Here is a 24,674-nt window from a genome sequence, read left to right as displayed (position 1 = left end):
CGAACCGGCGTCAACGCCTTGTCCCCTGGAGAGAAATGGTCTAGATGTAGACCAAATGGAGCGTCCTCCATGCCCCCCAGGGAGACCTCAGTGACCACTGAAGAGGATTCCAGGCGACTCGCCGAACTCGGCTACAAGCAGGAGCTTGCCCGCACCTGGAGCGGATTCTCGAACTTCGCCATCTCCTTCTCGATCATCTCCATCCTCGCCGGCTGTTTCACCACCTTCGGACAGGCCTGGAACAACGGCGGCCCCATCGCCATCTCCTGGGGCTGGCCGCTGATCTCCGTGTTCATCCTGATCATCGGCTTCTGCATGTCGGAGCTGGTGTCGGCGTACCCGACGGCGGGCGGCATCTACTGGTGGGCCGCCAAGCTGGGCAAGCCGATCCACGGCTGGTTCACCGGGTGGCTCAACCTGATCGGCCTCATCGCCGTCACCGCGTCCGTCGACTACGGCTGCGCGACGTTCCTCAACATCACCATCAACCGGCTGACCGGCGGAGCATGGGAGGGCACGCTCCCGCAGGCGTTCCTGCTGTTCGTGATCGTCCTCGCGCTGCACGCCCTCATCAACATCTACAGCCACCGGCTCATCTCGCTGCTGCAGAACGTCTCCGTCTGGTGGCACGTGGCGGGCGCCGCGATCATCGTCGCCATCCTGATCTTCGCGCCGGACGACCACCAGTCGCTCGGCTTCGTCTTCGGCGGCACCAACGACAGCTCCTTCGGCACCGGCTCAGAAGGGCTGCCCTTCTGGCTGTACGTGCTGCCGCTCGGCTTCCTGCTCACCCAGTACACGATCACCGGCTTCGACGCCTGCGCGCACGTGTCGGAGGAGACGCAGGGCGCGGCCAAGAGCGCCGCTCGCGGGCTGTGGCAGTCGATCTTCTACTCGGCCATCGGCGGATGGATCCTGCTGCTGTCGTTCCTGTTCGCCGCGACGAACGTGGACGCGCTCAACGAGCAGGGCGGCTTCGTCGGCGCCATCTTCGAGACGGCGCTGTCGTCACCGCTGGCCACCGCGATCTTCGCGATCTCCACGGTCGGCCAGTTCTTCTGCGGGATGAGCTGCGTGACGTCGATGTCGCGGATGACGTACGCGTTCGCTCGTGACGGCGCGATCCCCGGCTGGCGGCTGTGGTCACGGGTCGACCGCAACCGCACCCCGGTCAACGCCATCCTCGGCGGCTGCGTCACCGCCGCGCTGATCACCCTGCCCGCCCTCTACGCCCCTCCCGGCCTGACCACGCCGGTCGCGTTCTACGCGGTCGTGTCGATCGCCGTCATCGGGCTCTACCTGGCGTTCCTCATCCCGATCTGGCTCCGCCTGCGCATGGGCGACGCCTTCACCCCCGGCCCGTGGACGCTCGGCAGGAAGTACAAGGCGCTGTGCTGGATCGCCTGCGTCGAGATCGTGATCGTCTCGATCTACTTCGTCATGCCGTTCTCTCCGGAGGGCGTTCCCGGCAACCCGGACTTCACGTGGACGTCGGTCAACTACGCGCCGATCGCGGTGGGCGTGGTGCTGATCGGCATCGCGCTGTGGTGGGTGCTGTCGGCCCGCCACTGGTTCACGGGCCCCCGCCGCACGATCGACGAGGTCCCCGTCCCCTGACGCTCACCGTGGGTACGGCTCGCGCGGGCCGCACCCACGGCTCGGCGCAGCGGCGCGGCCCGCTCTCTCCGGCGCTGCTCACGCGGGTTCCTCCAGCTTGCGGGCGATGCCTTCCAGCGCGGACAGGTCCGCGGGCGAGAGCCGGTCGATGACGTGGCGGCGGACCGATTCCAGGTGGGCCGGGGCGGCCTCCTCGAGCGTTTCCATGCCGTGCTCGGTGAGGACCAGATAACAGCCCCGGCCGTCGTCCGGGTCGGGCTCGCGCCGTACGAGACCGCGGGTCTCCATGCGGGTGGCGTGCCGCGACAGGCGGCTGCGCGACCAGCCCATTTTGGCGGCCTGCTCGTGCAGCGTGCTGGTGCGGCCCGGGCGCTCGGAAAGCGTGCTGAGCACCTCGTAGTCGGGCTCTGACAGGCCGATCGCGGCCAGGTCGTGCATGGTGCGCGACTGGATCGCGATCATCATGCGGCGCAGGGCGCGCCAGGCGCGTTCCTCGTCCGCGTCGAGCCAGCGCACGGTCTCTCCCGAGCTTTTCTTTGACATGTAAACAAGTTACCAGCTAGGTTCATTTCCATGTCAACGAAACCTCTGCGGGTCCTCGTCCTCATGTGCAGCACTCGTCCCGGCGCCCTCGGCCCGGCGGTCGGCCAGTGGCTGATCGACGCCATCACGCCACGGGCGACGGAGCTGGGCGTGGAGCTGCTGCCGGTGGCCCTCGGCGACCTCGCCCTGCCGTTCCTGGACGAGGAGGAAGAGCCGGCGTCCGGCCTCTACCGGCACGAGCACACCAAGAGGTGGAGCGCGATGGTGGACGCGGCGGACGGCTTCATCGCGGTCAGCCCCGAGTACAACTACGGCATGCCGGCGGCCTTCAAGAACGCCCTCGACTACCTGGGCCGGGAGTGGGCGTGGAAACCGATGGGGTTCGTCAGTTACGGCAACACCTCGGCGGGCACCCGGTCGGTCCAGCACGCCAAGCAGGTGGTGACCACGCTGCGGCTGGTACCGCTGGGCGCCACGGTCGCCCTGCGCATCGCCGACGCCCTCGACGACGGACGGGTGCGCCCGGACGCCGGCCGCGACCGGGCCGCCATCGGCGTCCTGGACGAGCTCGCCCGCCTCGCCCACGCGCTGCGCCCGATGCGCGAGCGGACCCGCTCAGATCCTGGGCCGGTGCCGGGGTCGTACGTGAGAGCGCTGACCCCGGACGACGCCCCGGAGGTCCTGGTGCTCCAGCGTTGCTGCTGGCTGGAGGAGGCGCTGGCCAACGACACCCTGGCCATCCCCGCCCTGGGGGAGTCGCTGGACCAGGTCCGCGCGTGGCTGGCCACCTGGCAGGCCACGGGCCTGTGGCGGGACAGCCGCCTCCTGGGCATGGTGCGCACGCGCCGCGTGGACGACGACTGGCACGTGAGCCGCCTCGGCGTCGTCCCCGATCTGCGCGGCCAGGGTGTGGGGCGCTGGCTGCTCCGCGAGGCCGAAGCCGCGGCCGACGCCTCCTGCCGCCGCATCGTGCTGGCCACCGGCGCCCGGAGCCGGCGCAACCTCAACCTCTACCATGCTCAGGGATACCGCACGGAGTCCTCCGACGGCGCCACGGCCTTCCTCGCCAAGCCCGCCACCGCGGACGGCGCCGTCCGCGAGCCGGCCGGAACGAGGTGACGGAACCGCCGCCCGGCAACTTTGTCATGCCGTTCTCGCCGGAGGGCGTGCCCGGCAACCCGGGCTTCACCTGGACGTCGGTCAACTACGCGCCGATCGCGGTGGGCGTGGCGCTGATCGGCATCGCGCTGTGGTGGGTGCTGTCGGCGGTCGAGGCACTGACCGGTCGCGAGGCGAGCGCGGAGCTGCTTGACGCCCTTCAGGCAAGCGTCCACGCTCCACACCTGCTCGATGTGGAGGTGCTTTCGGCTCTCCGGGGACTGGCACTGGGCGGCAAGTTGACCACGATCGCGGCAGAGCAGGCACGGGCCGACTATCTCGCCCTCAGCATCTCGCGTTACGAAACCAGGGGCATCTCGGATCGGGTTTGGGAACTGCGGCACAACTACACCGCGTACGACGCCTCTTATCTCGCGCTGGCCGAGGCACTCGAGGCTCCCCTCCTCACCTGTGACGGCAAGCTGGTCGGAAGCGGGCTCAACGCCGACGTGCAGGTGTTTCCGCGCGCCTGACCCCGTTCAGGAGGCCTCGAAAGCGGCGGCCACGGCCGCGCGGACGTCCGCCATCGAAGCCGCGCCCAGCTCGCGCCTGAGCGAGGTCATGTCGACGTCGGGCATCCCGCAGGCGACCGCCCAGTCCCACGGCGTGAGGTCGCCGTCGACGTTGAGCGCGAACCCGTGGCTCGTGACGCCCCGGCTCTGCCGCATCCCGATGGAGACGACCTTGCGGCCGGTCCCGGCCGTCCAGACGCCGGTGAGCAGCTCGGAGCCGGGCGGAGTGTCGCGGCGCTCGGCCGGCAGGCCCAGCTTGCCCAGCGCCTCCACCATCCGCAGCTCCACCTCGCGGACGTAGTCGACGATGCCCTGGTCGTCGTCGAGCTTGACGATCAGGTAGCCGACCAGCTGCCCGGGCCCGTGGTAGGTGAGCTGCCCGCCGCGCCCGGTCTCGACCACGGGGATGCCGCGCGCCGGGTCGGGCAGGTGGTCGAGCGGGGTGCGGCGGCCGACCGTGTAGACGGAGGGGTGGCTCAGCAGCCAGAGTGTGTCCGGTCGTTCGTCCCGCTGGCGCTGCCCGACCAGGTCGGTCATGCGCTCCATAGCTTTGTCGTAGTCGACGAGCTCATCCTCGATGAGCGTCAGCGGCCTAGCCCTCATGACTTCGAGGATAAGCCGCCGCCGAAGCCACACAGCACGCGCCCCGAACGACCACTCTTGTAACCCTTCGGCCACTTCTCACCAAGCAGGGGTGTCAATCGACGAAGGGAGCATGGCCGGTGCGTCGCAAACAGCCGAAGATCGCCACGGACCCTGCGGCTTTCGAGGCCTTCTACCGGCGACATGTCGATGCCGTCACCCGCTTCCTCGCCCGCCGCGTCGACGACCCGCACACGGTCGCGGACCTGGTGGCCGAGGTGTTCGTCGCGGTGCTCGACTCGGCCCACACCTACCGGGCCGACCTGGGCACGGAGATCGCCTGGTTGTACGGCGTGGCCCGCAACACGATCTCAGCCGAGCGACGGCGGGTCTACCGGCAGCACCAGTTGACGGACCGGATGAACGGCCGCCGGCAACTGGCCGCCGACGACGTCGCCAGGCTCGAAGAGCGCATAGACGCGGAGCGGGACGCCAGGAAGGCCTTCGCGGCCATGGAGGAACTGCCGGAGGGCGAGCGAGCCATGCTGGAGCTGGTCGCCATCGACCAGCTCACGGTCACGGAGGCGGCGCACGCCCTCGGCATCCGTCAGGGCGCCGCCAAGGTACGCCTGCATCGCGCCCGCCGGACGCTACGCAACCTGTCCTTCGTCATGGATGGAGCACGATGAACTTCGAGGAGCAGTTGCTGATGGATCTGAAGACCGAGATCGCCGCCCGCGCCGACCGGCGTCGTCGCCTCACCCGCACGCAGTCCGTACTGGCAGTGGCCGGAATGGCCGCCGCGGCCGCCATCGCCGTACCCCTGCTGACCGGCACCGGGACACCCGCGTACGCCGTGAGCACGAACACCGACGGCACGATCAGCGTCGAGATCAACGAGTTCAGGGACGCCGACAAGCTGGAGGCCGACCTCCACGAGGCCGGCGTCCAGGCCGACGTCAGCTATGTGCCGATCGGCAAGCAGTGCGAGCCGGGGCGCGGAGCGGTCGTCAGCGGGGAACCGGGCGGCATCGAGGAGTTCCGCAAGTCCGTGAGTTACAAGGCCGCCCGCGTCCGGACCGGAGGCGTCGACATCGACCCCCGGTACGTCGCCAAGGGCCAGACCCTCGTGATGGAGTTCTCCGAGAACAAGGAGGGCTCCGGTGAGCCGAACATCACCGCGCGCTTCAAGGCTCAGGTGATCGCCGGTCCGGTCAAGCCCTGCACCCTCGTCGACTGGAACGTCACGCCGTAACGGGCTCGTCAAGGGAACTGCGTCAAAAGGGAGGGCCGCGGGTTCCGGCCCGGCGCAGCCGTGGCCCGGCTCCGGAATCGGAGCCGGGCCACCACGCCGTGAACGCCCGGCTGTTACGCCGCTGTTAGCGCGACCTCAGAAGACTGCCTCCTCGACACCGGCCCCTCGGAAGGGAGCCGGACGGAAGGAGCAGCCAGATGGAACACCCGCCCAGCGCTGAAGACGCTGAAGTCCGTCACAGCGGACGAGGAGCCTGGCACCGAGTGGCCCGGCTCATGAGGGATCATCCCCTCACCGGCTATTTCCTCATGACCTTCACCCTGTCCTGGTGCTGGATGGGCCTGGCGTTCGGCGTTCTGCGGCTCCCCATGATGGGAGTCGGCGGAACCCTGGGACCGCTGATCGGGCCGTGCCTGTCCGCCTTCGTCATGACGGCGGTCACGCAGGGCAGGGCGGGCGTGCTCCGCCTCCTGAGGCGGTTCGTCCTGTGGCGGGTCTCCCCGCTGTGGTACGTCGCGGTCCTCGTGGGCTGGCCCCTGCTCGTCGTGGCCGCCGTTCTGGCCCATGCCGGCACGCTCGACGTCCTGCGAGCTCCCACCCTGGGGTTCGGCCTGACGTACCTGGGCGCCTTCGCGCACATCCTCGTGCTCGGCGGCCCTCTCGGCGAGGAACCGGGGTGGCGCGGCTTCGCTCTGCCGGGCCTTCAGGAGCGCCTCGGACCCCTGCCCGGATCGCTGCTGCTCGGGGCGTTGCACGCCATCTGGCACCTGCCGGTCTTCCTGCTGGTTCCCGGCTACAACGGCAGCCCGCCGGACCTGCCGGGCATGCTCGTCGTGTTCGCGTGGTTCACGGCCGGCGTCACCGCAGGAGCGGTGACCTTCACGTGGCTGTTCAACAACACGCGCGGCAGCCTGCTCATAGCGATGCTGCACCACGCGACCGCCAACTGCGTGGGTTTCGTGGTGCAGGGCTTCTTCGCCGGCGCGGATGTACTCGGCGCTCTGGGCCAGGTCCGCGCGCCCTTGCAGATCGCCCTGGCCCTGGTCGTCATCGCGGCCACTCGGGGACGCCTCGGTCACGAACGCCACCGGCGCGAGATCGGCGCCCCCGGAACCGACGACCGGCGCCCCGAGGGTTACGCCGCCCGGTAGCCCTTCGGCTCCTCGGGGACGAGGATCCACATCGCCACGTAGACCACCCAGAGCGGCCCCGGGATGAGCGAGAGCAGCAGCCAGAGGATCCGGACGAGGGTGGGAGGAAGGCCCATCTTGTCGGCGAGACCGCCGCAGACGCCGGCCAGAATCCTGTGCTCTCTTGAGCGGTACATGCTATGCCTCCGTGTGGTTACGACCTACCCGTACAACGGACGAGGAGCCCGACGGACTCCCGTCAGGAACCCTGAGAAAACCCTGTAAGGGTCAGCCACTCACGGGCCATGCCCAGATGTCGGCTGGTCAGGCCCCGCATCGGGTCCACGTGGATGAGCAGGAAGTCGGTCAGCCCCTGACGCACCCTGAGATAGTCCTCGTCCTCTGCCCACACCTGGTCGTCGAACCACACGAACGGCCGCCGCCCGGCGTAGGCGGCCACGTGCGGGGTCTTGAACATCTCGCCGTGCTCGCTCGGGGGGTCGGTGGTCAGCGGGATGACGGGGAGCGAGGGCAGGCCGATCCTGGGCGCGATCCAGTCGTTGGCGTGCTGCTCCCACGTGGTCGCCCAGACCAGCTCGGACCCGGTGGCGATGGCCAGGTCGAGCAGCCTGCGACCGTGCCTGGGGTTGAGGTGCACGGTGTAGACCTCGCCCCCGATCGTGCACCGGTAGCGCCGGTAGTCGGGCGTCGGCCGGCCCATGGGGTTGAGCACGCCGTCGACGTCGAGCAGCAGCAGCGGCTTCACAGCGGGGCTCCCGCCCGATGTTCCTGCGGGCTGACGCCGTGGACCCGCTTGAACGCCGCGCTCAGCGCGAACGGGCTGCCGTAGCCGACCTTCCTGGCGACCGAACCGATCGTGGTGTCGGGCTCGCGCAGCAGGTCGGCGGCCAGGGCCAGCCGCCAGCCGGTGAGGAAGGCCATCGGCGGCTCGCCGACCAGCTCGGTGAAGCGCCTGGCCAGCGACGCCCTGGACACACCCACCTCGGCGGCCAGCCCGGCCACCGTCCAGGGGTGGGCGGGGTCGTTGTGCATCATCCGCATGACCCGGCCCACCACCGGGTCACCCATGGCACGGAACCAGCCGGGCGCCTCGTGGGTGGCGAACCAGGCCCGCAACACCGCGATGAGCAGCACGTCGAGCAGCCGGTCGAGCACAGCCTCCTGACCGGGCTCGTCCTTGACGATCTCGTCGGTGAGCAGCGCGATGATCGGGCCGCCGGGCTGCACGATCAGCCGGGGCAGCGCTTCGAGCAGCCTCCTGCTGACCGCGCCCTCCAGGTTGTAGGTGCCGGTCAGCATGACGGTGCCGCCGTCGGGGTCGTTGCCCCACGTGCGCACGCCCAGGTCCATCGTCCCGGCGAGCGGCCGCCCGTCGGGCGTCGCGCAGTGCTGGCCGGGGTGGATGACGACCTGCGGCTCGGTGCCGGGGCAGTCGGCCACGGTGTACGGCTCCGGCCCCCGGACGACCGCGACCTCACCCGGCCGCAGGCGTGCGGGTGCGCCCGCGTCGAGCACGATCCACGACTCGCCCGACACCTGGGCGATCACCGACAGCGGGGCCTCGTCCTGGATGCGCAGCGACCAGGGCGGGGCGAGGACCGAGCGGAGCAGGAAGGCGCCGCGGGCACACGGGCCGTCGAGAAGCGCCGCGAGCTGGTCCATGGGTCAGACGATCGCATAGCGGATTGCGCATCTCAACCACGGGCAGCCGTACGGATATCGTCAGCGGACGACCCTGGCCGGGTCCCATCCGGGCCGGGGCACCGAGTCGAGCAGCAGCCTGGTGTAGGGGTGCTCGGGCTCGGCCAGCACCCGCGCGACCGGCCCCTGCTCGACCACCACTCCCCTGTGCAGGACGAGCGTGTCGTCGCAGAGGTGGCGCACCACGGCCAGGTCGTGGCTGACGAACAGCAGGGCGACGCCCGAGTCGCGGCGCACCTGGGCGAGGAGTTCGAGGATCTGGGCCTGGATCGACACGTCCAGCGCGGCCACCGCCTCGTCCAGCACCAGCACCGACGGCTCGACCGCCAGGGCTCTGGCGATGGCCAGGCGCTGGCGCTGGCCGCCGCTGAGCTGGTGGGGCCGCGCCCCGGCCTCGCGGGCGCCGAGCCCGACCTGGTCGAGCAGCTCGCCGGCGCGTGCGCGGTCCCTGCCGTGCAGCCCGAGCGCCGTGCGCAGGCACTCGGCCGCGGTGAGCCGGGGGTCGAGCGAGACGTACGGGTCCTGGAACACCATCTGGATCTCGCGGGCCCTGCGCAGCCTGGCGGCCCTGCCGCGCTCCTTGAGGGTGCGGGCCCTGCCGTCCACGGTGATCGTGCCCGAGTCGGGGGCGACCAGACCGACGAGCATGCGGGCGATCGTGGTCTTGCCCGACCCCGACTCCCCCACCAGGCCGAGCGAGCCGCCCGCGGCCAGCTCGAAGGAGACGTCGGCGGCGGCCACCGCGCCGTCGTACGACTTGCACAGGGCGTGTACGGCGAGCATGTCAGGCCTCCACCAGGCGGCAGGCGGCCCAGCCGCCTGGCACGGTCACGGGCTCCGGCCGCCACTCCTCGCAGGCGCCGGTGGCGTGCGTGCACCGGGCCGCGAAGGGGCAGCCGGTGAACACGTCGTCCAGCGAGGGCGGCCTGCCGGGGATCGGGCGGATCGGGCGGGGGTCGTCGAGCTCGGGCGTGCAGGCCAGCAGCCCCGCGGTGTACGGGTGGCGCGGGTCCTCGAACAGTTCCTTGGCCGGCCGCGACTCGACGACCGTGCCCGCGTACAACACGTGCACCCGGTCGCAGAAGGCGGCGGCCAGGTGCAGGTCGTGGGTGATGAACAACATGCCGAGCTCGCGTTCGGCCTGCACCCGGCGCAGCAGCGCGAGCGTCTCGGCCTGGGTGGTGACGTCGAGCGCGCTGGTCGCCTCGTCGGCGAGGAGCAGCGCCGGGTCGGCGGCCAGCGCGGCGGCGATGACCACGCGCTGCAACATGCCGCCCGACAGTTCGTGCGGGTACTGCCGCAGGTGCCGTTCCGGCTCGCGCAGGCCGACCGCGGCCAGCAGCTCCAGCGCCCGCGCGCGGGCCTCGGCCTTGGGTCGGCCCAGCGTGTGCACCATGCGCTCGGTGAGGAAGTCGCCGATCCTGCGGACCGGGTTGAGCGACGAGCGCGGGTCCTGGTAGATCATCGACACCTGCGTGGCGCGCAGGTCGCGCAGCGTACCCGGGTCCATCGTGAGCACGTCGTCGCCCGCGACCAGCACCCGCCCCGACACCGTCGCGTGCTGGGGCAGCAGGCGCAGCACCGAGCGGGCGAGGGTGGACTTGCCGGAGCCGGACTCGCCGACCAGGCCGACGATCTCGCCCCGGCCGACGGTGAGCGAGACGTCGCCGAGGATCGGCCGCCGCCCGCCCGCCCCGATCGTCAGCCCTTCGACGGACAACACCATCACGTCCCCCTCACGCCCATGCGGTCGGCCAGGCGCACGCCGATCACGTTGAACGACACGACCACGAGCGCGATGGCCGCGCCCGGCACCAGCACCGGCAGGAACGCCCCCTGCACGATCGCCGGCTGCCCCTCCTTGACCATCAGCCCCCAGTCGGAGGACGGCGGTTGCGCCCCGAACCCGAGGAAGCTCAGCGTGGCCAGGCTCATCAGCCCCTCCCCGAACAGCACGACCAGGTAGCCGACGATCGAGCGCGCCATGTTGGGCACCAGGTGCCGCACGCAGATGGTGAAGCCGCCCATGCCCTGCACCCGGTAGGCGTCTATGTACGGCTTGGCGCACTCGCCCAGCGCGACGCTCCTCGTGTAGCGGGCGATCGTCGGCGTGTAGGCCAGGCCGAGCGCGACGACGGCCGTGGTCATCCCGTTGCCGAAGACGGCCACGATCAGCACGACGAACAGCAGGCCGGGGAAGGCGTACATGACGTCGGTCAGCCGGGCCACGACGGTGTCGACCCAGCCGCGGTGCCAGGCGGCCAGCGTGCCGAGCGCGACGCCGAGGACGGAGGCGATGGCGAGGAGCAGCAGCGGGCCGACGAGCGAGGTGCGGGCGCCGTACAGGACCCGGGTGAGCAGGTCGCGGCCCGACTGGTCGGCGCCCAGCGGATGCCCGGGCGACATGGGCGCGAGCGTGGCGGCGAAGTCGACCGCGTCGGGCTCGTACGGCGCCACCACCGGCGCCAGCAGTGCCGCCGCAACGACCAGCCCGAGGAAACCGCCGGCCAGCCAGTAGCCGAGGGGCCGCGCGGGCCCGGGCGAGAGCGCGGAGACGACGGTGGTCACGCCCGCCTCCTCACCCTGGGGTCGATGAGCGGCTGCAGCAGCTCGACGAGCGTGGTCACCACGATGTACGCGGCCACCATGAACAGCATCACCGCCTGGGTCACGGGGAAGTCGTGCGTGTTGATCGCCTTGACCAGCAGCGAGCCGATCCCGTTGAGGCTGAACGCGGTCTCGACGACCACGGTGCCCGCCAGCATGCCGGCGGTGACCAGCCCGCACATGGTCACGATCGGGCCGAGCGCGCCGCGCAGGACGTGCCTGGTGACGATCAGCCGTTCGGCCAGCCCCGACGCGCGGGCCACGGTCACGTGGTCGAGCTCGCGCTGCTCGACCATGGCCTGCCTGGTCACCCGGCTGATGATCGCGAGGGCGCCCAGCGCGAGCGTCACGGCGGGCAGCGTCAGGTGCCACAGCGACCCGCCGCCCATGACGGGGAACCAGCCGAGCTGCACGCCGAACAGCGAGATCAGCACGGCGGCGGTGACGAACGACGGCACCGAGGTGGCCAGCGTGGTGCCGGCGACGACGGCGGAGTCGGTGCGGCCACCGCGGACCGCCGCCAGCACCCCGAGGGCGACGCCGAACACCACGAACAGCACCGACGCGTACGCCACCAGCCCGAGCGTGCTCGGCAGCCGGGCCAGCATCAGGTCGAAGACCTGGTCGTTGTACTGCATCGAGCGCCCGAGGTCGCCGGTCACGGCGTCGCCCAGCCACCGCGCGTACTGCACCAGGAACGGGTCGTCCAGGTGGTACTGGGCGCGGATGGCGGCCAGGTATTCGGGGGTGAGGTTCTCCTTGCCGCCCGCCAGGAACGTGACCGGGTCGCCGGGCGCCGCGTACGACGCCCCGAAGATCACGAACGAGGTGGCGAGCAGCGTGGCGACCAGCCCGGCCAGCTTGCGGACCGCCACGGCTCAGCCCTTGGCCCCGAGGTCGGCCGCCCACGGATAGCTCATGTGGACCTGCGAGGCGGGCGGTCCGGTGACCTTGCCGCCGAGCACGACCGCGTTGGGCACCTCGACCAGCGAGATCCACACCATGTCGGCGGTGAAGCGGCGCTGCAGCTCGATGACGTCCTTGGCGCGGGCCGCGTCGTCGGTGGTCTCCAGCGCCCTGGCGACGAGCTCGTCGTACTCGGGGGAGCTGAACTTGACCCAGTTGTTCGCCGAGCCGGTCAGCCCGTTGTCGTAGAAGCCGATCGGGTCGGACTTGGTGATGTACCAGTCGTCGGGCACCAGGTCGACCTGGGCGCGCAGCGACTTGTCGGTGTAGAAGCTGCCGAACTCGGACGCGGGCACGGTCTTGATCTGGGCGGTGAGCCCGATCTTCTTGGCCGCGTCGACCACCGCGTTGGCGATGACCGTGCGGGACTGCTCGCCGTTGGTGGCCACGATGATCGGCTCCTTAGGCGCGCCGGCCTCCTGCACGAGCTTCCTGGCCGCATCGAGGTCTGGCGTGTCGGGGGCGCCCTGGAGCTGGTCGTAGGCCGCCTGGAACGCCTCCTTCTCGTACGACCAGGCGCCGGCCCCGACCGGCACCTTCCACGGCCTGGCCAGCCCGGCGAAGCCCGACTTCGCGATGCCCGCGCGGTCGACGGCCAGCGACAGCGCCCGGCGGATCTTCGGGTCCTTCATCACGCCGCGGTCGGTGGGCAGCAGCACGTACACGCGCGTGGTGGCCCCGTAGGCGACGCTGACCGCCTGGTTGTCCTGCAACGCGACCGCGGGCCCCGTGTCGGACAGGTAGGCCCCCTGCGCCTCGCCGGTGACCAGGCTGTTGACCAGCGCCGTGTCCTCGGCCCACTTGAAGGTGACGCTCCTGGTGAGCGGCTTGACGTCCTTGTTCCAGTACGCGTCGTGGCGGGTGATCGTGAGGTGGCTGCCCGACTTCCACTCCGCCACCTCGTACGGCCCGCTACAGGCGTCGTCGTGGCCCGGCGTGCCGAACTCCTTGCCCTGCTTCTCGACGGCCTCCTTGTTCAGCACGATCCCGGCGCCGCCCGCGATGGCCTGGTCGAACAGCGAGTTGGGCTTCTTGAACGCGATCGTGACCTCGTGGTCGCCGGTCTTGGTGACGGATTCGACGTCCTCGAACTCGTCGGACTCGTCCATGCCCTCGCCGGCGTGCCGTTCGAGGCTCCACACGACGTCGTCGGCGGTGACCGGCGAGCCGTCGTGGAACGTGGCGTCCTGGCGCAGTGTGAGCACCATGGTCCTGGGGTCGGGCCGCTCGGCCTTCTCCGCCAGCCAGGGCTCGACCGTCATGTCGGGCTGGGTCTGCATGAGGCGCTCGCAGACGTTGGCCATGATCGTGCGGTTGCTGGTGCCGCCGTCGGTGTCGAGGTCGAGGGTGCCCGGCTCCTCGTCGATCAGCCAGACGGCGGAGTCGAGTGGGCCCGCCGCCTTGGCCGTGCGGTCGACCAGGGTGAGCTTGGCCGGGTCGGCCGGCTTGGTGGTCGCGGCGGGGCCGCCGCAGGCCGCGGTGAGACCGATGAGCCCTAGGAGGGCGAGCGTCTTCTTCACGGGGTCACTTCTCCATGCGGTCCGTCGTAGAGGTTCCAGGGCACGCGCTCGTACTCGTGGTCGCAGGGCGTGCCCGCCGCGATCAGGTAGTCGCCGGTGGTGAGGTCGACACAGCTCGACAGCAGGGTCGCCCACCGCTTGACGGCGGGCTGGGCAGGGTCGGGGTGGGTGCAGAGGGACTCGGGGTAGCCGAGGTGGTCGGACATGGCGAGCCTGATGCGCTTGCGCGCCTCGTCGGTGCCGGACGCCTCGGCCACGGCCCGCAGCCCGCCTTCGGCTCTCGGCACCCGGAACAGCGAGTCGGCCGAGCCGGGCCGGTAGGAGGCGGCCAGTTGCGGCGGCACGAACGCCTGGTAGTGGTTGCCGTGGACGAGCAGCCCGTCGGTCGGGTACATCCAGCCGACCGCTCCCGGGGTGGTCTCCAGGTCGATCGCGAAGCCCTCGCGGTGGGTGACGAGCGCGTTGCTCGCGATGTGGGCCCGCGGTTTGGTCAGCGCCTCCAGCGCGGCGTTGAGGTTGTCGCTGTCGAGCACCCTGCGCCTGATGAGCGTCTGCGGCACGCCCACCGAGTCGTCGAAGCGCCCGCCGAGCCCGTTGGCGTTGAGCGCGATGCCCGCCGAGTTGGCCCCCTGCCGCCCGACCTGCCCCGCCTCCACATGCATGATCACCGTCGGCTTGCCCGGCTGGACCACCCTGAGCACCATCAGCGTGCCGGACACCCCGTCACGCCAGTCCCAGTTCTGGCCCGCGTAGACGTGGCCGTCGCCGGCGGCCTCGCCCATCAGCGCGAACGACGTGCACCCGTCGGGCTCCATGGAGCTGAACGTGGTGTCGTAGATGATCTCGCCGCGCGCGTTGAGCGCCAGGACGTCGAGGAAGCCGACTCCCGCGCCCTCGGCGATGCCCTCCATCTCCTCGACCAGGTCGGGCGCGAACGCCCTGCTCGGCTCCACCCAGCGGGCCGCGCGCTGCACGACCTGATCCCAGGTCAGGCCGCTGGAGTGCCCGAACGCCTCGGCGTAGTAGGCCATCGCACGCCGGACGCGATCACGGGCCTGCTCGCCGTACTGGCGTCCCCGCTCGCGCGGAGCGCCGGAGATCTCGACGAGAGGCAGGGATGTGAGGCTCAATGGTGCTCCTTGGACCGACCGGCCTGTAACGTTCATTTCAGGAAGCGGCGAGTCTGTAGCGGTCGTTTCCAAGACAGGGTAATGATCGCTACAGAGGAGTCAATAGCCGTAATGGAAAATACACACGGTCCGGTCGAGCAGCTCAGAGCCAAGGTCAGGCAGTTGTGGGACGAGCTGTCACCGGCCGAGCGGGCGGTGTGCCAGTTCCTCGTGTCCGCCTCGCCCGAGCAGATCCTGTTCGCCAGCGCCCAGGAGCTCGGCGCCGCGACCGGCACCAGCAACGCCACCGTCGTGCGCACGATGCAGCGGCTCGGCTTCGGCGGGCTGCCCGGGCTGAAGCGCGCGCTGGCGGCCGAGTTCACCTCGGCGGTGGCCCCCGACATACGCCTCAAGCAGCGCATCAGCCACGTCGGGCAGGACCTGTCGGGCATCTGGGAGCGGGTCTTCGACGAGGCCCGCGAACGCATCGACCACTGCCGGCGCCTGTTCGACGAGGAGCCGTTCAGGAAGGCGGTCGAGCTGCTGGTCAACGCGCCGGGCGTGCTCGTCTTCGGCACCGGGGCCTCCGACCCCGCCGCCCGCCACCTGGCGCTCAAGCTGGGCCGCCGCGGCCACCGCGCCCGCGCCACCGCGGCGACCGGCTTCGCGCTGGCCGACGACCTGCTCGCTTTGGGCCACGGCGACGTGCTGGTCATCTTCCAGCCGGGCCGCCGGCTGAAGGAGATCACGGTGCTCATCGACCGGGCCCACGCGGTGGGGGCGGGCATCGTGCTGATCTCCGACGAGCTCGGCGGCGAGTTCGCCGACCGCGTGGACGCGGCACTCGCGGCGCCGCACACGCCCACGGGCATCACCGGCGAGCCCCTGACCGGCATCATCGTGGCCGACGCGCTGCTGCTGGCGCTCGACTCCCTCGACCAGACCCGCTCGGTCGAGCACTCCCACCAGCTGAGCGCGCTACGCCAGCAACTTCTCGGCCCCCGTTTCCGCTAACCTCACCTCGTCAGTCCCGCTTTCTCGGAAGGTTTCGTCGTGATCGGCTGGCTAGAAGCGGTGGTGCTGGGGCTGATCCAGGGGCTCACGGAGTTCCTGCCGATCTCCTCCAGCGCCCACATCCGTGTGGTCTCCGCTTTCGCCGGCTGGCAGGATCCGGGCGCGGCGTTCACCGCGGTCATCCAGCTCGGCACGGAGACGGCCGTGCTCATCTACTTCCGCAAGGAGATCTGGGACATCATCTCCACCTGGACCCGCTCCCTGTTCGTCAAGGAGCTGCGCGGCCACTGGGCGGCCCGCATGGGGTGGTACATCATCGCCGGGTCGCTGCCCATCGGCATCCTCGGCGTGCTGCTGAAAGACCAGATCGAGACCGTCTTCCGCGACCTGCGGCTGGTAGGCACCACGCTGATCGTCTTCGCCTGCATCCTGTGGCTCGCCGACCGCACCGCCCGCAACAAGCTCACGCTGGAAAAGCACCTGAGCCTGCCCCACGCCCTCGTCTACGGGTGCGCCCAGGCACTCGCCCTGATCCCCGGCGTGTCCCGCTCGGGCGGCACGGTCACCGCCGGCCTGCTCCTCGACTACCGCCGCGAGGACGCCGCGAAATACTCGTTCCTGCTGGCGATCCCCGCCGTCCTGGCCTCAGGCGTGTACGAACTCCGCGAGATCGGCGAAGGCCCCTCCCCCGCGTGGGGGCCCACCATCCTGGCCACGGTCATCTCGTTCGCCGTCGGCTACCTGGCCGTGGCCTGGTTCCTGAGATACATCAGCACCCACCGCTTCACCCCGTTCGTGATCTACCGGATCATCCTCGGGTTCTTCGTCATCCTGGCGGTCACGTTGGGGTGGATCCCGGCCAACGGCTGAGGGTGCGGGGATAGCGGCTGCACAGGGCGAAGACGGCGGCGAACAACGTCCAGGCGGCGACGTACGCGACGGGGTGGCTCCAGGCGTCGCCGACGAGGTCGGACAGCGCGGCGCGGCCCTCGAAATAGCAGGCCAGGCCGCCGATCGCGCCCGGGATCGCGCCCCACCAGCGCCGCCACCAGACCTCGTTGGCGACCACCTCGAAGACCACGAGGGCGATCGGGCCGCCGAGGAGGAACCTCATCCCCGGCGGGTCCGACATGAACGCGGAGATCACCATGACCGCCACCGCGGAGCCGGCCGTCAGCAGGACGACGGCCCCGAAGGGCGCGGGCTCGTCACGCGGGTCGGTCTCGGGCGGTAAGGGGGCGCCTTCGGACTCCGGGGCGCCGGCGGGCACGGACTCGTCACGGGGGTCGTTGTCGTCGGGCACGGCAACCATTCTGGCCGACGTCCCCGAGCGGCGGCGCCCCGGAAGGCGGGCGGCGCGAACAGCAGCGCCGCTTCACCCGTCCGCGATCTCGCCCCCGGCCGCCATCCCGTCCAGGCGGGCGCGGATGGACCCGACGTCGACGCCGCTCTCCTCCGTCCGGTCGGTGCCGAGCGAGGTGAGGATGGCCAGCGCGGCCGACCAGTGACGGCGGGCCAGGTCGGGCCGGCCCAGCGTGCCGTGGGCGCGGGCGATGCCGTCGTGCGCGCGTGCCTGGTCGCTCGGCTGGCCCAGCTCCGTCGCCAGGTCGAGCGCCCGGCGGTGGTGATCGAGCGCCCGGTCCGCCTGGCCGCCGTCGTGCTCCAGCCGGCCCATGGCGTGCACGGCCTCGAACTGCCAGTTGCGGTTGCCGAACTCGCGTGCGAGGTCGAGGGCCTGCTGGTAGCAGTCGCGGGCCTGCTCGTACCGGCCGCGGACGCGATAGAGGTGGCCCAGGCCGGTAAGACAGTTGATCTCGCTCAGCCGGTGGCCGGTGCGGCGGGTCAGCGTCAGGGCCTGGGTGAGGTAGTCGGTGGCCGATCCGTACGCGCCGCGGACGAGGTTGATGTGGCCGAGCCCGATCAACGCCGCCGACTCGCTCGTACGATTGCCGATCGAGCGGGCGATGCCGAGGGCTCCGGCCAGGTTGGCGGCGCCCTGCTCGTGCTGCCCCATCAGCCGGTGGACGTTGCCGGAGCCGATCAGCGCGTCCAGCTCACCGCTGCGGTGGCCGATCGCGCCGGCGATCTCCAGAGCCCGCGCGCAGTAGCCGATGGCGGGTTCGTAGTGTCCCCGGCTGGCGCAGAGCATGCCGAGCCCGTTCAGCGCGCGCAGTTCGCCCACCCGATGCCCCACGGCCCGCGCGATGTCGAGGGCACGCGTGATGTCCTCAGTGGCCTGGTCGTAACGGGTCCGCAGGCGGCCGATGTCGCCCAGCCCGATGAGCGCCTCCATCTCGCCCACGCGGTCTCCGGCGGCGCGGCAGGCCTCCAGAGCGCCCGTGTGGAGGTGCTCGGCGTCGGCGAACCGGGCGCGCGTGCGCAGCCCCCGGTGCAGGGTGTCCGACAGGTGCCGGACATGCCGGTGCAGCCCATGCCTGGCGGCCTGCTGAGCGAGCGCGAGCAGGTTGGCCAGCTCCGCGTCCAGCCACGCGCCCGCGTCGGGCATCGACACGGTGCCGGGTGCTGGTGCGGTGTCCGAGGCGGCGGCGGTCGGGAGGCTTGGCCGCAGGTCGGCGTGGTAGGGGTAGAGGTGGTCCATCGCCGCCGTGGCGGCCCGGCAATAGTGGTCGAGCAGCCGGGTCAGCGCCTCGCGCCGGTCGTCCGCCGGCTCCTCCGCCTCGGCCGTGGCCGCGGCGTGCGCGCGGACCAGGTCGTGGAACCGGTAGCGGCCGGGCACCGGCTCCTGCAGGAGATGCACCTCCTGCAACTGGTCGAGGAGCCGCCCGACACGCGTGACCGGCGTGTCCAGCAGGGCCGCGGCCGCGTCGGCCGTGATGTCCGTGCCGGCGTCGAGGCCCAGCAACCGGTACGCCCAGCGCACGTCGCCGGGCAACTCCCGGTAGGACAGCTCCAGCGCGGCCGTGACGCTGCGCTGCCCGGCATGCAGCTCGCTCAGCCGGCGCCGCTGCTCCTCGAGGCGGGCGAGCAAGTGATCGACCTGCCAGGACGGATGGGCCTTCAGCCGGGCGGCGGCCAGCCGGATGGCCAGCGGCAGCAGCCCGCACCGCCGCACCACCTCGGCCAGCGCCTCGCCCGGCACGCCCGCCACCCGATCGGCCCCGGCCGTCCGGACGAACAGGGCGACCGCGTCGGGGAGCGGCAGCACGTCCACCGACACCGTACGCGCGCCGTCGAGGCCGACCAGCCGCCGCCGGCTCGTCACCAGGACCAGGGACTCGCCCGCGCCCGGCAGCAGCGGCCACACCTGCGCCTCGTCGGCGGCGTTGTCCAGCACGATCAGCATCTTCCTGCCGGCCAGCACCGTGCGGAAGAGCGCCGCCCGGTCGTCGAGATCGCGCGGCACCGACTCCCCCGGAACCCCCAGCGCGCCGAGCATGCGCGCCAGCGTGTCGGCCGGATCTGCCGGAGCCACGTCACGGGTGTGGCCGTGCAGGTCGATGAAGAGATCGCCGTCGGGAAAGCGGGGGGCGAGCTGGTGAGCGGCACGGACCGCGAGGGCGGTCTTGCCGACCCCGGCCATGCCGTCGATGGCCGTGATCACGACGGTGGCCGCGCCGTCCACGTCGTCGAGCACGGCCAGCTCCCGTGTCCTGCCGATGAACATCGCCACGTCGGCCGGCAACTGCTGCGGTCGCACCCGGCCGAGGCCGGGCTTGCCCGGCGCCCCCGTCGTGGCCCGGATGAGGGCCGCCCTCTCCTGCTCGGACAGCTCCAATGCCTCGGCGATCAGCCGCATCGACGTGCTGCGCGGGCGTCGCAGCTCGCCCGCCTCCAGCCGGCGCACGGTGCGCTCGTTGAGCCCGGCCAGCTCCGCCAGCTGCTCCTGAGTCAGCAACGCCCGCTCGCGCCAGGCCCGCAGCAGGGCGGCCGCTTCTTCGCCATCCTCACGTGGTGCCGGCGGCATGCGCACCTCTCCTGCGGTCGGCCACACCTGCGTCCTCGGAAGAACAAAATATGACAACCGTACGCTTGGCGGCACGGCGGAAAGTTCACTCCATCACGGACACCGTACGGGCCGGGCGACGCCGTGCGCGAGTACTGCCCGCCTCCCGCCCGCGCCGCCCGCGCCGATCCGGTTCAGCAACCGGACGAACCGGCCCGGGCACGAGCCACGCCGCCCACCCTCCCATGCGGGAACGGACCCCTCTGTGGTCAGGTGTTTCGCCGGCTCGGGTATGGATTCGCGGGCGAGGCGGAGAGCCATCAGGGCGTAAGCGGAAATCTGTCCGGAGGATGTCCGGCGATCGCCCTGGGGCGCCCAGGGTGAAACAACGCAGGATCTGCTTCAGCGGGTCAATCCGCCGAACAACTCACCTAGAAGGAGCAGATCATTGAGAACGCCGAAACTCACGATGAGGACTCTGGCCACGATCTCCATCGTCGCCACGCTGACATCCGTGGGAGCTTCGCAGGCGGCATACGCCGATCCGGCACCGAGGCCGGTGTCCCCCGTGGAAGCACAGGCCCTCGACTGTCCTGTCGGCCGTATCTGCCTGTGGCAGGGGGCGAACTTCACCGGCCTTAAGATGGTCGCACCGGAGACCGCACCGGGGAGTTGCAGGTGGACCGCCGTCCCCTACCAGTCGGCCTACAACCGCACCGGTGCTTTGCAGCGTCTCTGGCAGAACACCGACTGCACCGGGGCCAACCGCTACCTGCCCAGCGGATCCGCGATCGATCAGGTGGGCGGCTTCAAGTCGGTGGGGGGATGACCGGCATCGCAACCGCACCGCGCAGAGCTTCGTACCAGGCGTCCAGCGCTACCTGACGGGCGAGCTCTCCTTGGCGGCGATCGTGCCGCGCCGCCGGCCAGCCCAGCCATCGAACAACCCGAGATACTGAGCCGAAGACAGCAGGCCCAGCCCGACTGAGACGTTGTCCGGCACCGCGGCGACGGTCCTGAACTGCTGAGCGGGCGCGAGCAGCCAGCCGAGCGCGCTCCACAGGAACGCCCACACCAGCGCGACGGGCAACGCCAGGTTCGCGACGGGCACGAGGGCCAGGAACACGGTGCCGGCCACGGTCATGAGCTGGCCGGCCGCCGCCGTGGAGATGCCGAGGTCCGCCGAGATGGGCGGCAAGAGGCCGGCGGTGACGAACATGCCCGTACCGATCGCGAAATTTCCGGCGGCCAGCGGGTAGAGCCGTGTGCTCAAGGGAGCCTCCGTCTGTACAGTTGGACGCACATCCAACTGTCGCATTGTTTTACGGTCGTCAAACAATGCGACGGAGATAGGATGGGATCCATGCGCCTGCTCCCGCACCCGGCGACGGAGGACATCGAGCTCACCGAGGTCCTGCGGGCGCTGTCCGACCCCATCCGGCTGAAGATCGTCGCCCGGCTGGCCACGGCCGGCAGGATGACCTGCGGAGAGGCCGGCGACCACCTCGGCGTGCACAAGTCGACGGCCTCACACCACCACCGCACCCTCAGGGAGGCCGGCGTCGTCTGCACCGAGCAGGAAGGCCGGCTGAAATACATCAGCGTGCGCCGCGACGACCTCGACGCCCGCTTCCCCGGCCTGCTCGACTCGATCCTCACCGCGTCCCGCGACGCGCCGGCCCCCGCAGCGTCCGGTGACGACCCGGCCCTCACCGCGTCCGGCGAGCGCGGCCGGCGCTGACCCGACCGCATGACCGGCCCCGACCTGCCCATCCGCCACGTCCTGCCCGAGCTGCTCGGCACGCTCGACCGGCACGGCGCCACCGTGCTCACCGCCCCGCCCGGCACCGGCAAGACGACGGTCGTCCCGCTGGCCCTGGCCGAGACCGGGATGCGGGTGCTGGTGGCCGAGCCGCGGCGCCTGGCCGTGCGCGCGGCGGCCCGGCGCATGGGCGTGAGCTACACGATCCGCGGCGAGCGCCACACCGGCGCCGACCCCAGGGTCGAGGTCGTCACCACCGGCGTGCTCCTCCAGCGCCTCCAGCGGGACCAGGAGCTGGCCGGGGTCGACGCGGTCATGCTCGACGAGTGCCACGAGCGCCACCTCGACGCCGACACCGCGCTGGCGTTCCTCCTCGACGTACGCGACACGCTCCGGCCCGACCTGCGGCTGCTGGCCACGTCCGCCACCGCTGACGCGGGCCCGTGGTCGCTGCTGCTCGGCGGGCCCGTCGTCGCGGCCACCGGCGCCACGCACCCGGTCGAGACCGTGTGGGCGCCGCCGCCGCGCCCGATCACCCCGCCGCACGGCCTGCGCGTCGATCCCGCCCTGCTCTCCCACGTCGCCGCGACGGTGCGCGTGGCGCTCGCGGAGCGGGACGGCGACGTGCTGTGCTTCCTGCCCGGCGTGGGCGAGATCGCGAAGGTCGCGGGGCTGCTCGCGGGTGCCGGGGTGGAGGTCATGCAGGTGCACGGCCAGGCTCCGGCCCGCGTCCAGGACGCCGTGCTGTCGCCCGGCACGGCCCGCAGGGTGGTGCTGGCCACGTCGGTCGCCGAGTCGAGCCTGACCGTCCCCGGCGTGCGGGTGGTGGTCGACTCGGGGCTGGCCCGCGAGCCGCGCACCGACCACGCCCGCGGCCTCGGCTCGCTCACCACGGTCAGGGTCTCGAAGGCGTCGGCCGACCAGCGGGCCGGGCGAGCGGGCCGGGAGGCGCCCGGCGCGGTCTACCGCTGCTGGCCGGCCGCCGACCACGAGCGCCTCGCCGACCACCCGCGGCCGGAGATCGTGCTGGCCGACCTGACCGGGTTCGCGCTGCAGGCGGCCTGCTGGGGCACGCCGGACGCCTCCGGCCTGGCGCTCCTCGACCCGCCGCCGGCCGCCGCGATGTCCGCCGCCACCCGGGTCCTGGAGGCTCTCGGTGCCGTGGAAGGGCGGCGGGTGACCGGCCGGGGGCGGCGGATGGCGCTCGCCGGCGTGCACCCGCGCCTGGCCCGCGCCCTGCTCGACCTCGGGCCGCGCGCGGCCGAGGTGGTGGCCCTGATGTCGGAGCAGCCGCCGCGCGACGCGGGCGACGACCTGGTGGAGCTCTGGCGTACGGCCCGGCGCGGCGGCACCCAGTACGCGGCCCGCTGGCGCCAGGAGTCCGCCCGCCTCCGGCGCACCGCCGCCACGTCCGGCCCGCCCACCCACGACGAACCCGCGGGGCCGTCTGCCCGCGACGGAACCACAGGACCGGCCGAACACGCACCAACCGCAGGACCGGCCGATCACGCACGACCCGCGGGGCCGTCCGCGCACGCGCGAGCCTCGGGGGCGGATGACGCGCTGGCGGGGGTGGCCGTGGCGCTGGCGTTTCCCGAGCGGGTGGCGCGCAGGCGGGGCGGCGGGTATCTCATGGCGTCAGGCACGCGGGCCCAGCTCGCCGAGGGTTCGAAGCTGGCCAACGCCCCCTGGCTGGCCATCGCCGTGGCCGACCGCCCGGCCGGGTCGGCCTCGGCCCGCATCAGGCAGGCGGTCGTCATCGACGAGGCCACCGCCAGGCTGGTCCATCCCGTCACCACGGAGGACGAGGTGGCCTGGCGGGTCCCGCCGGGCGAGCGCCGCGGTGACGTGTCCGCCCGCCGGGTGGAGCGCCTGGGAGCCATCGAGCTCTCCTCCACGCCGCTCAAGGACGCCGACGTCCGCGAGGCCATCCTGTACGGCCTGCGCACGGAAGACGTACTGACCTGGACGAAGCAGGCCAGGGATCTCAGAGACCGCCTGGCCTTCTGCCACCGCGCGATCGGCCTGCCCTGGCCCTCGATGGACGCGCTCTTCGACCTGTCAGATCAGTGGCTCGAACCCGAGCTGTCCAGGTCCCGCTGCCGCGCCGACCTCGAACGCATCGACGTGGCCTCGGCGCTGCGGCGCCTGATCCCGTGGAGCGAGCGGCTGGAGGCAGCCGCTCCCGAACGCGTCGAGGTCCCGAGCGGTTCCCGCATCCGCGTGGACTACTCGGGGGAGCAGCCGGTGCTGGCGGTGAAGCTGCAGGAGTTGTTCGGCCAGCAGGAGACACCGGAAATATCCGGTGTGCCGGTCCTGGTGCACCTGCTCTCCCCGGCGGGCCGGCCGGTGGCGGTCACGGCGGACCTGGCGTCGTTCTGGCGGGACGGCTACCGGTCCGTACGCGCCGAACTCCGCGGCCGCTACCCGAAGCACCCGTGGCCCGAGGACCCGCTCACCGCGCCACCGACCAGACGCACGAAGAGGAGCAGAGCGTGATCGACCGGCTGGCGGAGGCGGTTCGCGACAACGCCGAGTGGTGCGACCTGATGTGCCGCGTCCACGGTTCTCCCGGCACGTTCACGGGCAGGGCCTGGACGAACGCCGTCAGGGCCCCGCTCTTCTATCCGGACGCCGTCACCCTCTCTCCCGCCGCGACGGCGGCCGACGTGCTCGACCGCATCGACTCCGGCCCCGGCGCCTCGGTCAAGGACAGTTTCGCCACCCTCGACCTGCCCGGCTTCGACGTGCTGTTCGAAGCCCAGTGGTTGTGGCGTTCCGCTCCCGCCCGGACCGGCCCGGCGGCCCGGCAGCGCCCGGATGCGGGAATCGGGTGGGAGGTCGTCGGCGACGCGGCCACGCTCGCCGACTGGGAGCGGACGGCCTTCGGCGAGGTAAACGGCCTCTTCCCGGCCTCGCTCCTCGACCACGTGGAGATCCTGTGCGGCCGGATCGACGGTGAGATCGTCTGCGGCTCGGTGCTCACCGCGAGCGGTGCGGTGGCGGGCGTCTCCAACGTGTTCGCCTCCGGCTGCGACCTGGACACCGCGTGGGCGGGCACGGTCGCGATGGCGGCCTCCCTGTTCCCCGGCCGCCCCCTGGTCGGCTACGAGAGCGACCCGGAGGCCGCCCTGAGCCACGGCTTCACCCCGATCGGCCCCCTCCGGGTGTGGCTCAGGAGGTGAACACGGCCGCCCGCCGAACCGCGGCGTCAGACCGTCTGATCCCCCGAAGCGGTACCACGGTCCTCTCCGGCCTGTCCGGAGTGACCCG

Annotated in this window: 26 protein-coding genes; 12 read left to right on the top strand and 14 right to left on the bottom strand. The window is 71.6% G+C overall.

Annotated elements, in window-relative coordinates; translation table 11 throughout:
- The first annotated feature begins 90 nt into the window (after nucleotides 1–90).
- On the top strand, nucleotides 91–1,617 hold the full coding sequence (locus tag ACTWPV_RS31355; protein ID WP_347649190.1) for an amino acid permease: 1,527 nt from the start codon (nucleotides 91–93) through the stop codon (nucleotides 1,615–1,617).
- A 78-nt stretch (nucleotides 1,618–1,695) separates the two neighbouring features.
- Here the strand turns inward: ACTWPV_RS31355 and ACTWPV_RS31350 are convergent, their stop codons facing one another.
- Nucleotides 1,696–2,160 (bottom strand): MarR family winged helix-turn-helix transcriptional regulator, encoded by a 465-nt coding sequence (locus ACTWPV_RS31350; protein WP_443154549.1) that lies wholly within the window; start codon nucleotides 2,158–2,160, stop codon nucleotides 1,696–1,698.
- Nucleotides 2,161–2,190: 30 nt separating this feature from the next.
- On the opposite strand from ACTWPV_RS31350, the gene ACTWPV_RS31345 reads away from it, so the two are divergent.
- Nucleotides 2,191–3,279, top strand: coding sequence for a GNAT family N-acetyltransferase (locus tag ACTWPV_RS31345; protein WP_443154548.1), 1,089 nt, complete (start codon nucleotides 2,191–2,193; stop codon nucleotides 3,277–3,279).
- Entirely contained in the window at nucleotides 3,276–3,791 is a 516-nt protein-coding gene (locus tag ACTWPV_RS31340; RefSeq protein ID WP_443154547.1) for a type II toxin-antitoxin system VapC family toxin, read from the top strand. The genes ACTWPV_RS31345 and ACTWPV_RS31340 overlap by 4 nt, the downstream gene beginning before the upstream one ends.
- Before the next feature lie 6 nt (nucleotides 3,792–3,797).
- Here ACTWPV_RS31340 and lipB read toward each other — a convergent pair whose 3' ends face one another.
- The gene (gene lipB, locus ACTWPV_RS31335) at nucleotides 3,798–4,433 is read right to left on the bottom strand and encodes a lipoyl(octanoyl) transferase LipB (protein WP_347649194.1); all 636 of its coding nucleotides are present in this window, start codon (nucleotides 4,431–4,433) and stop codon (nucleotides 3,798–3,800) included.
- 119 nt (nucleotides 4,434–4,552) lie between these two features.
- Here lipB and ACTWPV_RS31330 point away from each other — a divergent pair, with 119 nt between their 5' ends.
- The 3 genes from ACTWPV_RS31330 to ACTWPV_RS31320 all read left to right on the top strand — a co-directional run bounded on the left by ACTWPV_RS31330 (nucleotide 4,553) and on the right by ACTWPV_RS31320 (nucleotide 6,818).
- Nucleotides 4,553–5,101, top strand: coding sequence for an RNA polymerase sigma factor (locus ACTWPV_RS31330; protein WP_443154546.1), 549 nt, complete (start codon nucleotides 4,553–4,555; stop codon nucleotides 5,099–5,101).
- The gene (locus ACTWPV_RS31325) at nucleotides 5,098–5,667 is read left to right on the top strand and encodes a hypothetical protein (protein ID WP_443154545.1); all 570 of its coding nucleotides are present in this window, start codon (nucleotides 5,098–5,100) and stop codon (nucleotides 5,665–5,667) included. Before ACTWPV_RS31330 ends, ACTWPV_RS31325 begins: the two co-directional genes overlap by 4 nt.
- A gap of 275 nt (nucleotides 5,668–5,942) precedes the next feature.
- Nucleotides 5,943–6,818, top strand: a complete 876-nt coding sequence (locus tag ACTWPV_RS31320; RefSeq protein ID WP_443154544.1) for a CPBP family intramembrane glutamic endopeptidase — start codon at nucleotides 5,943–5,945, stop codon at nucleotides 6,816–6,818.
- Here the strand turns inward: ACTWPV_RS31320 and ACTWPV_RS31315 are convergent.
- The 9 genes from ACTWPV_RS31315 to ACTWPV_RS31275 all read right to left on the bottom strand — a co-directional run bounded on the left by ACTWPV_RS31315 (nucleotide 6,803) and on the right by ACTWPV_RS31275 (nucleotide 14,742).
- Nucleotides 6,803–6,994: a PspC domain-containing protein gene (locus ACTWPV_RS31315; protein ID WP_106243857.1), complete on the bottom strand. Its 192-nt coding sequence runs from the start codon at nucleotides 6,992–6,994 to the stop codon at nucleotides 6,803–6,805. The genes ACTWPV_RS31320 and ACTWPV_RS31315 overlap by 16 nt on opposite strands.
- A gap of 62 nt (nucleotides 6,995–7,056) precedes the next feature.
- Nucleotides 7,057–7,563: an HAD domain-containing protein gene (locus ACTWPV_RS31310; RefSeq protein WP_347649198.1), complete on the bottom strand. Its 507-nt coding sequence runs from the start codon at nucleotides 7,561–7,563 to the stop codon at nucleotides 7,057–7,059.
- Nucleotides 7,560–8,480 carry an AraC family transcriptional regulator gene (locus ACTWPV_RS31305; RefSeq protein ID WP_443154543.1) on the bottom strand — a complete coding sequence of 307 codons (921 nt, stop codon included), beginning with the start codon at nucleotides 8,478–8,480 and terminating at the stop codon, nucleotides 7,560–7,562. Before ACTWPV_RS31305 ends, ACTWPV_RS31310 begins: the two co-directional genes overlap by 4 nt.
- A 60-nt stretch (nucleotides 8,481–8,540) precedes the next feature.
- A complete protein-coding gene (locus tag ACTWPV_RS31300) occupies nucleotides 8,541–9,302 on the bottom strand; it encodes an ABC transporter ATP-binding protein (RefSeq protein WP_347649200.1) in 762 nt (253 codons plus the stop codon).
- A 1-nt stretch (nucleotide 9,303) separates the two neighbouring features.
- Entirely contained in the window at nucleotides 9,304–10,245 is a 942-nt protein-coding gene (locus tag ACTWPV_RS31295) for an ABC transporter ATP-binding protein (RefSeq protein WP_443154542.1), read from the bottom strand.
- Entirely contained in the window at nucleotides 10,245–11,087 is an 843-nt protein-coding gene (locus ACTWPV_RS31290) for an ABC transporter permease (protein ID WP_347649202.1), read from the bottom strand. Before ACTWPV_RS31290 ends, ACTWPV_RS31295 begins: the two co-directional genes overlap by 1 nt.
- Nucleotides 11,084–12,001, bottom strand: a complete 918-nt coding sequence (locus ACTWPV_RS31285; RefSeq protein ID WP_443154541.1) for an ABC transporter permease — start codon at nucleotides 11,999–12,001, stop codon at nucleotides 11,084–11,086. Before ACTWPV_RS31285 ends, ACTWPV_RS31290 begins: the two co-directional genes overlap by 4 nt.
- 3 nt (nucleotides 12,002–12,004) lie before the next feature.
- Entirely contained in the window at nucleotides 12,005–13,612 is a 1,608-nt protein-coding gene (locus ACTWPV_RS31280) for an ABC transporter substrate-binding protein (RefSeq protein ID WP_443154540.1), read from the bottom strand.
- On the bottom strand, nucleotides 13,609–14,742 hold the full coding sequence (locus ACTWPV_RS31275; RefSeq protein WP_443154539.1) for a C45 family autoproteolytic acyltransferase/hydolase: 1,134 nt from the start codon (nucleotides 14,740–14,742) through the stop codon (nucleotides 13,609–13,611). Before ACTWPV_RS31275 ends, ACTWPV_RS31280 begins: the two co-directional genes overlap by 4 nt.
- 111 nt (nucleotides 14,743–14,853) lie before the next feature.
- Between ACTWPV_RS31275 and ACTWPV_RS31270 the strand changes: the two genes are divergently transcribed.
- Nucleotides 14,854–15,735, top strand: coding sequence for a MurR/RpiR family transcriptional regulator (locus ACTWPV_RS31270; protein ID WP_347649206.1), 882 nt, complete (start codon nucleotides 14,854–14,856; stop codon nucleotides 15,733–15,735).
- 39 nt (nucleotides 15,736–15,774) lie between these two features.
- Nucleotides 15,775–16,605 (top strand): undecaprenyl-diphosphate phosphatase, encoded by an 831-nt coding sequence (locus ACTWPV_RS31265; protein ID WP_347649207.1) that lies wholly within the window; start codon nucleotides 15,775–15,777, stop codon nucleotides 16,603–16,605.
- Here the strand turns inward: ACTWPV_RS31265 and ACTWPV_RS31260 are convergent.
- Together ACTWPV_RS31260 and ACTWPV_RS31255 are read right to left on the bottom strand one after the other, a co-directional pair.
- On the bottom strand, nucleotides 16,574–17,038 hold the full coding sequence (locus ACTWPV_RS31260; protein ID WP_443154538.1) for a hypothetical protein: 465 nt from the start codon (nucleotides 17,036–17,038) through the stop codon (nucleotides 16,574–16,576). The genes ACTWPV_RS31265 and ACTWPV_RS31260 overlap by 32 nt on opposite strands.
- A 72-nt stretch (nucleotides 17,039–17,110) precedes the next feature.
- Nucleotides 17,111–19,660, bottom strand: a complete 2,550-nt coding sequence (locus tag ACTWPV_RS31255; protein WP_443154537.1) for an ATP-binding protein — start codon at nucleotides 19,658–19,660, stop codon at nucleotides 17,111–17,113.
- Nucleotides 19,661–20,207: 547 nt separating this feature from the next.
- Here ACTWPV_RS31255 and ACTWPV_RS31250 point away from each other — a divergent pair.
- A complete protein-coding gene (locus ACTWPV_RS31250) occupies nucleotides 20,208–20,468 on the top strand; it encodes a peptidase inhibitor family I36 protein (protein WP_443154536.1) in 261 nt (86 codons plus the stop codon).
- A gap of 48 nt (nucleotides 20,469–20,516) precedes the next feature.
- On the opposite strand, the gene ACTWPV_RS31245 is transcribed toward ACTWPV_RS31250, so the two are convergent.
- Entirely contained in the window at nucleotides 20,517–20,912 is a 396-nt protein-coding gene (locus tag ACTWPV_RS31245) for a hypothetical protein (protein ID WP_443154535.1), read from the bottom strand.
- Nucleotides 20,913–21,002: 90 nt separating this feature from the next.
- Here ACTWPV_RS31245 and ACTWPV_RS31240 point away from each other — a divergent pair, with 90 nt between their 5' ends.
- From ACTWPV_RS31240 to ACTWPV_RS31230, 3 genes are read left to right on the top strand one after another with little or no spacing between them, the layout of a single operon-like run.
- The gene (locus tag ACTWPV_RS31240) at nucleotides 21,003–21,380 is read left to right on the top strand and encodes an ArsR/SmtB family transcription factor (RefSeq protein ID WP_443154534.1); all 378 of its coding nucleotides are present in this window, start codon (nucleotides 21,003–21,005) and stop codon (nucleotides 21,378–21,380) included.
- Nucleotides 21,381–21,389: 9 nt separating this feature from the next.
- Nucleotides 21,390–23,900 carry an ATP-dependent RNA helicase gene (locus ACTWPV_RS31235; RefSeq protein ID WP_443154533.1) on the top strand — a complete coding sequence of 837 codons (2,511 nt, stop codon included), beginning with the start codon at nucleotides 21,390–21,392 and terminating at the stop codon, nucleotides 23,898–23,900.
- Nucleotides 23,897–24,586 carry a hypothetical protein gene (locus tag ACTWPV_RS31230; RefSeq protein ID WP_443154532.1) on the top strand — a complete coding sequence of 230 codons (690 nt, stop codon included), beginning with the start codon at nucleotides 23,897–23,899 and terminating at the stop codon, nucleotides 24,584–24,586. The genes ACTWPV_RS31235 and ACTWPV_RS31230 overlap by 4 nt, the downstream gene beginning before the upstream one ends.
- Nucleotides 24,587–24,674: the final 88 nt, after the last annotated feature.

Origin of the sequence: Nonomuraea sp. KM88 (assembly GCF_052245635.1) — a bacterium.
Taxonomy (GTDB): Bacteria; Actinomycetota; Actinomycetes; order Streptosporangiales; family Streptosporangiaceae; genus Nonomuraea.
Note: the sequence above shows the minus strand (reverse complement) of the source record. Positions and strands in the feature narration are given on the sequence as shown.